The organism is Streptomyces sp. KL116D (genome assembly GCF_030766975.1).
Lineage (GTDB): Bacteria > Actinomycetota > Actinomycetes > Streptomycetales > Streptomycetaceae > Streptomyces > Streptomyces longispororuber_A.
This window is the reverse complement of record NZ_JASERH010000097.1, coordinates 42,351-54,716: the sequence shown is the minus strand read 5'-3', so window position 1 is coordinate 54,716 and position 12,366 is coordinate 42,351. Positions and strand designations below refer to the sequence as shown.

The window sequence follows — 12,366 nt, the reverse complement described above, 5'->3', positions numbered from 1 at the left end:
CACGGCCCCCGACGCCCGGCTGACCCCGCAGACACTGGCCGGGACCGAGCGCACGGTGGCCGCCCTCGACTCGTTGCGCCGACTGGCGGGCGCCGACGGCGTCCTGGCGGCGGCCGGCTGCGAGATGGCGGCCAACACCGTGGTCAACGCCGTGCTCGCCACCCTGCGCACCCCCGGCCTCGCCGACCGCCTCGCCGCCGACCCCGAACTGGCGGACCGCATCGTCGCCGAGACGCTGCGCACCGCACCCCCCGCCCACCTCGAAGTCCGGCACGCCACCGTCGGGCAGACGGTCGGCGGGACCGACGTCGTGGCCGGGGACGAGGTGGTGGTCGCCGTCGCGGCGGCCAACCGCGACCCGGACGTGTTCACCGCGCCCGACCGGTTCGACGTGGACCGCGCGGACCCGCGCCCCGCCCTCGTCTCGGGCCTCAACCACCCCGACGGACTCGACGAGTTCGCCGCCCGGCACGCCGCCGCGGCCCTGCGCGTCCTCGCCGGGAAGCTGCCCGGCACCACGCTCACCGGCCCCGTGGTGCACCGCCGCCGTTCGCCCGTACTGCGGGGCATCAGCCGGTGCCCGGTCGAGATCTAAGGACTTCCGATGCGCATCGTGTTCTCCGCCATGACGAGCAAGACCCACTTCTACCCGCTCGTACCGCTCGCCTGGGCCTGCCGGGCCGCCGGCCACGAGGTCCGCGTCGTCGGCTCGCCCGGGCTGACCGAGATCACCACCGCCGCCGGTCTGACGGCGGTGCCCGTCGGCCAGGACGTCGACCTGGTCGGGCACATGACCGCGGTCGGCGAAGACATGATCAAGTACGTGCGGTCCCTGGACTTCGCCGACGACACGCTGGCGAACGCGGGCTGGGACCACCTGCTGGGCATGCAGACCGCCCTGACCCCCAACCTCTTCGCGCTGATGACCCCCGACTCGCTGATCGACGGCATGGTCGACTTCTGCCGCACCTGGCAGCCCGACCTGCTGGTCTGGGAACCGCTGACCTTCGCCGCCCCGATCGCGGCCAAGGTCACCGGAGCGGCCCACGCCCGGCTGCTGTGGGGCCCGGACATCACCACGAAGTCCCGCAGGGCCTTCCAGGCCCTGCTCGGCCGCCAGGAGCCCGAGCACCGCGAGGACCCCTTCGCGGAGTGGATCGACTGGACCCTGGAGCGCCACGGGGTGCGGCCGGGCCCGGAGTTCGACGAGGAGATGGCCGTCGGCCAGTGGACCATCGACCCCGTCCCGGCCAGCATGCGCCTCGACCTGGGCCTGCCGACCGTGGGCATGCGCTACGTCGACTACAACGGCCCGGCCGTCGTACCGGACTGGCTGCAGAAGCCACCGGCCCGGCGCCGGGTGTGCCTCACGCTCGGCGTCGGCGGCCGCGACAGCGGCGTCGAGGCCATCGCGACCGGGGAACTCCTGGAGGCCGTCGCCGACATCGACGCCGAGTTCGTCGCCACACTCGACGCCCACCAGCTGGAATCGGTCGCCCGCGTCCCCGACAACGTCCGCACCGTCGACTTCGTGCCCATGCACGCCCTGCTGCCCACCTGCGACGCGATCGCCCACCACGGCGGCCCCGGCACCTGGCACACCGCGGCGGTGCACGGCGTGCCGCAGGTGCTGCTGCCGCACGGCTGGGACACCGACGAACGGGGCCGGCTCGCCGCGGAAGCGGGCATGGCCGTGTCCCTTCCGGTCGGGGAACTCACGGTCGACCGATTCCGGGAAAGCGTCGTCCGCGTCCTGGACGATCCCGCATTTCGTGAGGGTGCCGCGAAAGTGCGCGACGAGATTCTTTCCGAGCCCGCGCCCACCGAAGTCGTGCCGGTCCTGGAACGGCTGACCGCGCAGCACCGGGCTCGCTGAAATACACCTTAGTAACTCGCTCGTGCCCAGCTTGAGTTGGGGACGAGGCGCCTTGTGGTGCGCACAACGATCTCGCTAGCGTCGCCGCCGTCGCTATTTCTTGGACGCGGCGACGCCATATGCCGGGGAGAGGGAAATGAAACGACGAATATGGGTGCCCTCCGTATTCCTGACGGTTCTCGCACTGCTGAATCTGGGGGCCGCCCCGGCATCCCCCGGACGTACCGCGGACGGCCACGCCGACGAACTCGTCGGCCGGATGACGCTCGACGAGAAGCTCTCGTTCGTGCACTGGGACTACTCCACCACTGACCCGACGGCCCTGGTCTATCTGCCGGGCGTGCCGCGCCTCGGCATTCCCGAGGTGCGCGCCACCGACGGGCCCGCGGGCGCGACGATCCACCGTCCGTCGATCGCGATGCCCGCCCCCGTCAGCCTCGCCTCCTCCTTCGACGAGGGGCTCGCCCGGCAGTACGGACAGGTCCTCGGCCGGGAGGGCCGGGCGTTCGGCGTGGACGTGATCTACGCGCCGATGGTGAACAGCATCCGGGTGCCGCAGGCCGGCCGGAACTTCGAGACGTTCAGCGAGGACCCGCTCCTCACCGGGCGCACCGCGGCCGCCGAGGTCAAGGGCATCCAGAGCCAGGGCCTGATGGCGACGGTCAAGCACTACGCCGCCAACACCCAGGAGGACAACCGCATGGGCGTCGACGTCAAGGTCGACGAACGCACCCTCCAGGAGACCGAGATCCCCGGCTTCGAGGCCGCCGTCAAGGCCGGCGCCGCCTCCGTGATGTGCGCCTACAACAAGGTGAACGGCGAACCCGCCTGCGGCAACGGGCACTTGCTGAACGGCATCCTCCGCGAGCAGCTGGACTTCCAGGGCTGGGTCACCTCCGACTGGCTGGCCACCCAGAGCACGGACGCCATCACCCAGGGCCTCGACCAGGAACTCGGCATCGACTCGACCGTCGCCATCCCGCCCGGCGGCGAGGTCCCCGGCGGCAAGTACTTCGGTGACACGCTGAAGAAGGCCGTCACCGACGGCACCGTCCCCATGGCGGTCCTCGACCGCGCGGTGACCCGGATCGTCGGCCAGATGGAGCGCTTCGGCCTCCTCGACGAGAACCCGGCGCCGCGGCCCGAGCGCGACGTCGCCGGCGGCACCGCGGTGGCGGAGAAGGTCGCCGAGGCCGGCGCCGTCCTGCTGCGCAACCAGGACCGCACGCTGCCGCTCGACGCGGCGACGACGGACGACCTCGCGGTGATCGGCCCGTCGGCCAAGGACCCCAAGGTGACGGGGCTCGGCAGCTCCTACATCGTCCCCGACGTGGCCACTCCGCCGCTGGACACCATCAAGAAGAAGCTCGGCGCCGACGCGCACGTCTCCTACGCCGAGGGCGAGACGCTGGAGGGCGAGCCGATCCCGGCGTCCGCCCTGGAGCCCGACTTCACCTCGGGCACGGTCCTCGACCCCGCGCAGGCGGGCGTCATCTACGACGGCAAGCTGACCGTGCCGGAGGACGGGCTCTACCGCATCGCGGCCCGCGTCACCGGCGGCAACGGCGCCATCCAGATCGACGACCACACGCCCATCAGCATCGGCGAGGTGTTCGGCAAGCTCACCAGCGTCCCGCTGCGGCTGACCGCCGGCACCCACACCGTCAAGATCAGCGGCGGCGCGGTGGTCGGCAAGCCGATGACGCTCGACCTGCGCTGGGTGACCCCGGCCAAGGCCCAGGAAGCCATCGACCGGGCCGTCGCCGTCGCCCGCGAGGCGTCCACCGCGGTGGTCTTCGCCTACGACGACGGCGCCGAGGGCAGCGACCGCACCTCCCTGTCCCTGCCCGGCCGCCAGGACGAACTGATCAAGGCCGTCACGGCCGTCAACCCCCGCACGATCGTCGTGCTGAACACCGGATCGTCCATCACCATGCCCTGGCTCGACAGAACGAAGGCCGTCCTCGACATGTGGTACCCCGGCCAGGCCGGTGCGGAGGCCACCGCCGACCTGCTGTTCGGCGACGCCGAACCCGGCGGCCGGCTCAGCCAGACCTTCCCCGCCTCCGAGCAGCAGACGCCCGTCGCCGGCGACCCCGAGCGCTACCCCGGCGTCGACAACGTCGTCCGGCAGACCGAAGGCATCTACACCGGCTACCGCTGGTACGACCACCAGGGCGTCGAGCCGCTCTTCCCGTTCGGCCACGGCCTGTCGTACACGTCCTTCGCGTACGAGAAGCAGACCGTGACCCGCACCCCTGACGGCCTCGACGTCGACGTGACCGTGCGCAACACGGGCAAGCGGGCGGGCAGCGACGTGGTGCAGGTCTACCTCGGCCCCAGCCCGAAACTCCGGCTCGACCAGGCGGACAAGGCACTGGCCGGCTACGAGAAGGTCGCGCTGAAGGCCGGCGAGTCCCGCCGCGTCCGCATCCACGTCGCCGAACGCGCCCTGCAGTACTGGGACACGTCGGCCGACGGCTGGAAGCTCGCCGGTGGCGAGCGGCGCGTCCTGATCGGGTCCTCGTCCGACGACATCCGGCTCACCGCCACCGTCGCGGCCGACCGCCCTGCCAAGAAGAAGCGCCCGTGACGACCGGCGCGTACGTACGCCTCGGCCGCCTCGCCACCCGGGTGAGCCGGCTCTGGCTCGGCACCGTCAACTTCAGCGGCCGGGTCGAGGACGACGACGCCCTGCGGCTGATGGACGAGGCCCTCGACCGCGGCATCAACTGCGTGGACACCGCCGACATCTACGGCTGGCGCGTGCACAAGGGTCACACCGAGGAACTCGTCGGGCACTGGCTCGCCAAGAGCGGCCGCCGGGACGACGTCGTGCTCGCCACCAAGGTCGGCGGCGAGATGAGCGAACGGATCAACGACGGCGGCCTGTCCGCCCGCCACATCGTCACCGCCTGCGAACAGTCCCTGCGCCGGCTCGGCGTGGACTGCATCGACCTCTACCAGATGCACCGCATCGACCGCGCCGCACCGTGGGACGAGGTCTGGCAGGCCATGGAGAACCTCGTGGCGAGCGGCAAGGTCTGCTACGTCGGCTCCTCCAACTTCGCCGGCTGGCACATCTCCGAGGCGCAGGCGAGCGCCCACCGCCGCAACACGCTGGGCCTCGCCTCCGAACAGTGCCTCTACAACCTGGCGGTCCGGCACGCCGAACTGGAGGTCCTGCCGGCCGCCCGCCACCACGGCCTGGCGACCCTCGCCTGGTCACCGCTGCACGGCGGCCTCCTCAGCGGCGTCCTCGGCAAACTGGCGGCGGGCACCGCGGTGAAGTCCGCCCAGGGCCGGGCGCAGGTGCTGCTGCCCGCGCTGCGGCCCGCCATCGAGGCGTACGAGGCGTTCTGCGACCGCATCGGCCGGCCGCCCGCGGAGGTCGGCCTGTCCTGGGTGCTGTCCCGGCCGGGCATCACCGGCGCCGTCATCGGACCGCGCACCGTCGAGCACCTCGACTCGGCGCTGCGCGCCACGGAGCTGCGCCTCGACGACGACCAACTCGCCGAGCTCGACCGGATCTTCCCGCCGGTCGGCCGGGGCGGCCCGGGGCCCGAGGCCTGGGCCGACTGACGACCACCACCCGGTGAGAACCACCGCGACCACGAAACGAAGGACGGATCGAATGACTTCCGGAGCGCAGGCGAACGAGGAGACCGTCGAGGAGAAGGTCGTCGACTTCTACGACAACTTCACCGAGACGTTCAGGGACATCTGGGGCGACAACCTGCACGTCGGCTACTGGCTCGACGACGCCGACGACGCCCCCATCGAGAAGGCCACCGACCAGCTCACCGACCAGCTGATCACCCGCCTCGCCCCGCGCCCGGGACAGCGCATCCTGGATGTGGGCTGCGGCGTCGGCGAGCCGGCCTTCCGGCTCGCCGGGGCGGCCGACGTCGAGGTCGTCGGCATCTCCATCAGCTCGTACCAGGTCGGCCGCGCGGGTGAGCGGGCGGCCGAGCGGGGCCTCGCCGACCGGGTGAGCTTCCGGCACGCCGACGCGGCCGAACTCCCCTTCCCCGACGCGTCGTTCGACGGCGCCTGGGCCTTCGAGTCGCTGATCCACATGCCGGACAAGGAGAAGGTCCTGCGCGAGATCAAGCGCGTGCTGCGCCCCGGCTCGACGCTCGTCCTCGCCGACATGTTCAGCCAGCCCGACACCGAGCTGACGTTCCAGGAGATCATCACCAGCCCCGAGATGGCCGACTACCGGGCCGTCATCGAGCAGGCGGGCCTCGTCATCAAGGAGTTCACCGACGTCACCGCCAACACCCTGGCCCCGCAGGCGGTCCGGGAGAGCATCGCCGCCGCCCTGCTGGCCCGCAAGGACGACGTCATCCAGATGACCGGCCCCGAGGAGTTCGAGCGCATGGTGGACGGCGTCCGCGTCCCCAAGTCCTACGGCTACCTCCTCGCCACGGTCACCACGGACTGAAACGAGCAGACGATGATCATCACTCAGTGCCGTGTCTGCGGCAATCGCGAACTGCTCCCCGTGCTCGACCTGGGCGACCAGGCGCTGACCTGCGTCTTCCCCAAGAGCCTCGACGAGCCGGTGCCCTCGGTCCCGCTGGAGCTGGTGAAGTGCTCGCCCGCCGGCTGCGGACTGCTGCAACTGCGCCACACCCCGGACCTCGGCCTGATGTACGGCGAGGGCTACGGCTACCGCCCGGGCATCCGGCCCTTCATGGTCGAGCACCTGCGCGGCAAGGCCGTCGCCGCCGCCGAACTGGTCGGCCTCCAGGCGGGCGACATCGTCGTCGACATCGGCAGCAACGACGGCACGCTGCTGCACCAGTACCCCGTCGAGGAACTGCGCCTGGTCGGCATCGACCCCTCCGGCGAGAAGTTCCGCGAGTTCTACCCGCCCGCCGAACTGATCCCCGAGTTCTTCACCGCCGACGCCTTCACCGAGCGCTACGGCAAGCAGCGCGCCAAGGTCGTCACGACGACCGGCATGTTCTACGACATCCCGGACCCGCTGCAGTTCATGCGGGACATCCACGCGATCCTCGACGACGACGGCGTCTGGGCGACCGAGCAGAGCTACATGCCGTCGATGCTCGACGCCAACGCGTACGACGTGGTGTGCCACGAGCACCTGGAGTACTACGGGTTCCAACAGATCGAGTGGATGGCCGAGCAGGTCGGCTTCACCGTCCTGAAGGCCGAGGTCACCGACGTCTACGGCGGCAGCCTCTACGTCACCCTCGCCAAGAACCCCGGCCGCCACCCGCGCGACGAGGGCTCCCTGGTCGCGCTGCGCGAGAAGGAGGCCGCCGCGGGCCTGGACACCATGGCCCCCTACGAGGCGTTCGCCCGCCGGGTGCGCCAACAGCGCGCCGACCTGCGGGGGTTCCTCGACGAGTCCCGCGCGGCCGGCCTCGTGACCTTCGGGTACGGCGCGTCGACCAAGGGCAACGTGACCCTCCAGTACTGCGGCATCGGCCCCGACGACCTGCCCTGCATCGGCGAGGTCAGCGAGGAGAAGGCCGGACGCTTCACCCCCGGCAGCGGCATCCCGATCGTCTCCGAGGAGGAGGCGAAGTCCCGCAAGCCCGACCAGCTCCTCGTCCTGCCCTGGATCCACCGCGCCGGCTTCGTCGAGCGCGAGCAGGAGTACCTGCGGAGCGGCGGCAGGCTGGTCTTCCCCATGCCGACGCTCAGCACCGTGACCGCCTGACTGCCTGACCGGCACCGGACACCGCACCCGCAACCGAGGGAAAGAGACCCCCGTGTCGATCGACACCACGGCCGCCGTCCCCAGCCTGGACAGCGACCTCTTCCACATCGACCAGTACGACACCTACGCCGCGCTGCGCGAGCAGGGTCCGGTGAGCAAGGTCAGCTTCATCGGCCGGGAGGCGTTCCTGATCACCCGGCACGCCGAGGCCAAGGCCGCCCTCGGCGACCTGCGGCTGAGCAACGACCAGAAGAAGCAGCCGCCGGAGGTGGAGCTGCCGACCTACCACGGCATCCCCGAGGACGTCCGGCCCTACTTCGCCAACAACATGGGCAGCAACGACCCGCCGGTCCACACCCGCCTGCGCAAGCTGGTCTCCCGGGAGTTCACCGCGCGCCGCGTGGAGTCGATGCGCGCCCGGATCGAGGAGCTCGCCGAGCGGCTGCTCGACGGCTTCGACGGGCAGGACACGACCGACCTCGTCGAGCGGTTCGCCTACCCGCTGCCGATCACCGTGATCAGCGAGCTGCTCGGCGTCGAGGAGCGCTACCAGGGCGACTTCGGCCGCTGGAGCAACGAGTTCCTGGTCATCGAGGCCGACCGCGTCGAGCAGCGCGAGCAGGCGGCCCGCGCCCTGGTCGGCTTCATCCTCGACCTGATCGACCGCCGCCGCGCCGACCCCGGGTCCGACCTCCTGTCGGCGCTGATCACCGTCCACGAGGAGGACCAGGACCGGCTCAGCAACGACGAACTCGCCTCCGTGGTCCTGATCCTGCTCATCGCGGGCTTCGAGACCTCGGTCAGCCTCATCGCCATGGCCACCTACCTGCTCCTCACCCACCCCGAGGAACTCGCCAAGGTGCGCCGCGACCCGGCGGTGCTGCCCAACGCCGTGGACGAGGCCCTGCGCTTCCTCGGCCCCGCCGAGATCACCACCCGCGGCTCGCTGGAGGACGTCGAGATCGGCGGGGTGCACATCCCGGCGCACAGCACCGTGCTCATCGCGGGCGCCGCCGCCAACCGCGACCCCCGCAAGTTCCCCGACCCGGAGCGCTTCGACGTCACCCGCGACACCACCGGGCACCTCTCCTTCGGGCACGGCATCCACTTCTGCGTGGGCGGCCCGCTGGCCCGCATGGAGGGCGAGATCGCACTGCGCGCCCTGCTGCGCCGCTTCCCCGACCTCTCCCTGGCCATCGAGCCCGAGCAGGTCAGCTGGCGCCGGTCGTTCCTGCGGGGCATCGACAGCCTCCCGGTGAGGCTGGGCCGGTGACCTCGCGTGCCCCCCTGGCGGAGACCTGGCTGCGGCGGTTCGGACCGCCGTCCGACGCCGCGCTGCGGCTCGTCTGCCTCCCGCACGCCGGGGGTGGCGCGAGCAGCTTCCACTCGCTCGCCCAGGCCCTCGGCCCGCGGGTGGAGGTGCTGGCGGTGCAGTACCCGGGACGGCAGGACCGGCGGCACGAACCGCCGCTGTCACGGCTGACCGAACTGGCCGACCGGACCGCGGAGGCGCTGCTCGCCACGCCGGGCGCCGCGCCGTACGCCCTGTTCGGCCACAGCCTCGGCGCGCTCGTCGGCTACGAGACGGCCCGCCGCCTGGACCGGGCCGGCGCCACCCCGCACCGGCTGTTCGTGTCCGCCCGCGTGGCGCCCACCACCGGCGCGGGGCCGACCGACCGGCTCGCCGGCGACGACGCGCTGCTGGCCGAGGTCCGCAGGCTCGGCGGCGGCGACGCGCTCGACGACCCCGAGGTCGCGGCCCTGGCCCTGCCCGCGCTGCGGGCCGACTACCAGGCCCTGCGCTCCTACACCTGGACGGCCGGACCGGCCCTGCGCTGCCCGGTCACGGCGCTGACCGGCACCGACGACCCGCTGTGCGGGCCCGGCCACCTGGCCGACTGGCTGCGCCTCTCGGTGGTCCCCGGCCGCACCCGGGTCTTCCCGGGCGGCCACTTCTACCTCCAGGACCGGGTCACCGAGGTGGCCCGGGCCGTCCTGGCGGACCTCGCACCCGGTACCCCGAGCGTCGTCCCGGCCCGCGCGACCGCCGCATGAGCACCATGTGAGAACCACGTCAGAAGGGGAATCCCCGTGCGACTGCTCGTCACCGGCGCCGCCGGATTCATCGGGTCCACCTATGTGCGCCGGCTGCTCGGCGGGGCGTACGGCGACCCAGGGGACGTGCGGATCACGGCCCTGGACAAACTCACCTACGCGGGCAACCCCGCCAACCTCGCCGACGTCCACGACCACCCGGGACTCACCTTCGTCCAGGGCGACATCTGCGACTCGGCGCTCCTCGCCGACCTTTTGCCCGGCCACGACGCGGTGGTGAACTTCGCCGCGGAGAGCCACGTGGACCGGTCCATCGCCGGCGCGGACGACTTCGTGCGCACCAACGTCCTGGGCACGCAGGCCCTGCTGTCGGCGGCACGCGCCGCCCGCGTCCCCCGGTTCGTGCACATCTCCACGGACGAGGTGTACGGGTCGATCGAGACGGGCTCCTGGACCGAGGACTGCGCGCTGCTGGCGAACTCGCCCTACGCCGCGTCGAAGGCCGGCGCCGACATCCTGGCGCGCTCCTACGCCCGTACGTACGGCATGGACGTGAGCGTCACCCGCTGCAGCAACAACTACGGCCCCCACCAGTACCCCGAGAAGCTCATCCCGCTCTTCGTGACCAATCTGATGGAGGGCGGCCAGGTGCCGCTGTACGGCGACGGCCTGTGCGTGCGCGACTGGCTGCACGTCGACGACCACTGCCGCGGCATCCAGCTGGTCCTGGAGAAGGGCAGGCCCGGCGAGGCCTACAACATCGGCGGCGGCGAGGAGCTGACCAACCTCGACCTCACCCACCGGCTGCTGCGGGAGTGCGGCGCGGGACCTGAGCGGATCGCCCACGTGCCCGACCGGCTCGGCCACGACCGCCGCTACTCCGTCGACGACAGCCGGATCCGTGAGCTCGGGTACGCGCCGCGCGTCCCCTTCGCCGAGGGCCTGGCCCGCACGGTCGACTGGTACCGGGACAACCCGCAGTGGTGGAAGCCGCTGCGCCACGAGCCGACGGCGGCCTGACCGCACGCGCTGCACCACGAAACGGCCCGGGCAGGATGCCCGGGCCGTCTCCGTGTGCGCCTGACGGTGGGTCAGCGGCCGTCGAGGGTGAAGCGGTAGAGCTTGTTGTTGTGGCCGCTCAGGCCCTCGCCCACGTTCGAGATGTAGTAGCCGGAGCCCCAGTACACGCTGCCGTCGACCACGGCCGCGCCGCCGAAGACCGAGCCGCCGCTGGCGAAGTCCCAGAGGATCTTGCCGGTCTTCTCGTCCAGCGCGTACATGTTGGTGCCGCTGGGCGCCGACGAGCCCGCGTACATCACGCCGTTGGCGTGGGTGATGAAGGAGTCGTCGAGCCACTGTCCTTCCTTGCCCTGCGGGTCGGCGGTCTGCCACTCGATCTCGCCGGTGGCCGCGTTCACCGCGGCGAAGAACCCGCTGTTGACCGTGGACTTCGTGCCGTCGGCGGCCTTGATGGTCCAGGGCAGGTGGGCGCCGTTGCCGATGCCGACGTAGATGCGCTTGCCGTCGGTGGCGCTGCCCCACTGGATGCCGCCCAGCGGACCGCCGGGACCGACCTGCGTCTCCCACACGACCTTGCCGGTGGCCGGTTCGAGGGCGTAGTAGACGCCGCTCTTCTGACCTATGCCGAGCAGCCGCTTCGGCTTGCCGTCGATCTCGGTGGTGTACAGGTTGGGCGCGGAACCGAAGTCGAAGTCGGGCGCCTGGTTCTGCATGTACATCATCCAGGTGTCGGCCGTCAGCGTGTGGTGCGCCCACTTGATCCTGCCGGTCTTCAGGTCGAAGGCGAGGACGCTGTCGAAGTGGTCGTCGTCGGCCGGCGGGGTGCAGTCGGTCTGCTTCGGGTTGAGGCAGACGCCGGGCGGCGACGTGTAGTTGTTGCCCGTGCCCACGAACACCAGACCGGTCTTGTGGTCGACCACGGGCTGGCTGCCCCACACGGAGGCGCCGGTGTAGCCCTTGGGGATCGTGTACGTCTTCCACAGGATCTTGCCGCTGCGGGCGTCGAGCGCCATGAGCGAGCCGCGGAAGGTCGGCTCGTCGTGCAGGGTCGACGCCTTGGAGGACGTCCCCACGTAGATGACGCCGTCGTCCACGGTGGGGGAGGAGGTGATGACCGTCGTCGGGTCCTCGTCGACCTTGGTCATCCAGTTCTTCTCGCCGGTGCGGGCGTCGACGGAGATCAGGTACGCGCTCTTCAGCGCGGTCGTCGTCAGCGTGCCGGTGCCGAGGAACAGATCGCCCTTCCAGTACGCGGGGCTGGTCCGGGACATGTGCCCCTCGACGCCGTCGTACTCGGCGATGCTGTGCGACCAGACCTCCTTGCCGCTGTCGGCGTCGATGGCCCACAGCTTGCCGCCCCAGTCGGGCACGTACACCGTGCCGCCCACGACGGTGGGCGTCGCGGAGACGTCGCCCTCGGTGGTGAAGGTCCACTTCGGTGCGAGCCGGCCCACGTTCCGCGGGCCGATGGTGCGTTCGGTGGCGGCGTGGCGGGTGTTGTGGTTGTTCTGGCCCGCGCTGACCCACTCGGACTTCACCGGCACGCTCCGGTGCTCCGCCCCGGCCTGCGCGGTGAGGCTCGCGGCGGGGGCACCGGTCTCGGCGGAGGCGACGGTGGCCAGCAGGAGGGCGGCGCAGCCGGTCGCGGCGACGGACAGTCTCGCCCACAGCCTGCGGCCGCGGGGGGACCGTCGTCCCGTACTGGGGTTCATGGAGGTGT

10 protein-coding genes are annotated in these 12,366 nt (G+C 71.5%); 9 read left to right on the top strand and 1 reads right to left on the bottom strand.

The window, feature by feature from the left end; genetic code table 11:
• The 9 genes from RBJ77_RS39160 to rfbB all read left to right on the top strand — a co-directional run.
• On the top strand, window positions 1–595 hold a 595-nt coding region (locus RBJ77_RS39160; protein WP_372349337.1), incomplete at its 5' end, for a cytochrome P450.
• Between the two features lie 9 nt (window positions 596–604).
• Entirely contained in the window at window positions 605–1,876 is a 1,272-nt protein-coding gene (locus RBJ77_RS39155; protein WP_372349336.1) for an activator-dependent family glycosyltransferase, read from the top strand.
• Window positions 1,877–2,012: 136 nt separating this feature from the next.
• On the top strand, window positions 2,013–4,469 hold the full coding sequence (locus RBJ77_RS39150) for a glycoside hydrolase family 3 C-terminal domain-containing protein (RefSeq protein ID WP_372349335.1): 2,457 nt from the start codon (window positions 2,013–2,015) through the stop codon (window positions 4,467–4,469).
• Complete coding sequence (locus RBJ77_RS39145; RefSeq protein ID WP_372349334.1) at window positions 4,466–5,458, top strand: aldo/keto reductase; 993 nt, start codon at window positions 4,466–4,468, stop codon at window positions 5,456–5,458. Before RBJ77_RS39150 ends, RBJ77_RS39145 begins: the two co-directional genes overlap by 4 nt.
• 52 nt (window positions 5,459–5,510) lie before the next feature.
• Entirely contained in the window at window positions 5,511–6,323 is an 813-nt protein-coding gene (locus RBJ77_RS39140; protein WP_255977759.1) for a cyclopropane-fatty-acyl-phospholipid synthase family protein, read from the top strand.
• 12 nt (window positions 6,324–6,335) lie between these two features.
• Window positions 6,336–7,571 carry a class I SAM-dependent methyltransferase gene (locus tag RBJ77_RS39135; RefSeq protein ID WP_372349333.1) on the top strand — a complete coding sequence of 412 codons (1,236 nt, stop codon included), beginning with the start codon at window positions 6,336–6,338 and terminating at the stop codon, window positions 7,569–7,571.
• Window positions 7,572–7,623: 52 nt separating this feature from the next.
• Window positions 7,624–8,844: a cytochrome P450 gene (locus RBJ77_RS39130; RefSeq protein ID WP_372349332.1), complete on the top strand. Its 1,221-nt coding sequence runs from the start codon at window positions 7,624–7,626 to the stop codon at window positions 8,842–8,844.
• Window positions 8,841–9,626 (top strand): thioesterase II family protein, encoded by a 786-nt coding sequence (locus tag RBJ77_RS39125; protein WP_372349331.1) that lies wholly within the window; start codon window positions 8,841–8,843, stop codon window positions 9,624–9,626. Before RBJ77_RS39130 ends, RBJ77_RS39125 begins: the two co-directional genes overlap by 4 nt.
• 36 nt (window positions 9,627–9,662) lie before the next feature.
• Window positions 9,663–10,646, top strand: coding sequence for a dTDP-glucose 4,6-dehydratase (gene rfbB / locus RBJ77_RS39120; RefSeq protein ID WP_372349330.1), 984 nt, complete (start codon window positions 9,663–9,665; stop codon window positions 10,644–10,646).
• 71 nt (window positions 10,647–10,717) lie between these two features.
• Here the strand turns inward: rfbB and RBJ77_RS39115 are convergent, their stop codons facing one another.
• Window positions 10,718–12,358 carry a PQQ-binding-like beta-propeller repeat protein gene (locus RBJ77_RS39115; RefSeq protein WP_372349329.1) on the bottom strand — a complete coding sequence of 547 codons (1,641 nt, stop codon included), beginning with the start codon at window positions 12,356–12,358 and terminating at the stop codon, window positions 10,718–10,720.
• Between the last annotated feature and the right edge of the window lie 8 nt (window positions 12,359–12,366).

Excerpts from the sequence above, each read along its gene's own strand:
- RBJ77_RS39150 (WP_372349335.1), top strand. The coding sequence starts at position 2,013 with ATGAAACGACGAATATGGGTGCCCTCCGTATTCCTGACGGTTCTCGCA.
- RBJ77_RS39115 (WP_372349329.1), bottom strand. The coding sequence starts at position 12,358 with ATGAACCCCAGTACGGGACGACGGTCCCCCCGCGGCCGCAGGCTGTGG.
- RBJ77_RS39140 (WP_255977759.1), top strand. The coding sequence starts at position 5,511 with ATGACTTCCGGAGCGCAGGCGAACGAGGAGACCGTCGAGGAGAAGGTC.
- RBJ77_RS39135 (WP_372349333.1), top strand. The coding sequence starts at position 6,336 with ATGATCATCACTCAGTGCCGTGTCTGCGGCAATCGCGAACTGCTCCCC.
- RBJ77_RS39155 (WP_372349336.1), top strand. The coding sequence starts at position 605 with ATGCGCATCGTGTTCTCCGCCATGACGAGCAAGACCCACTTCTACCCG.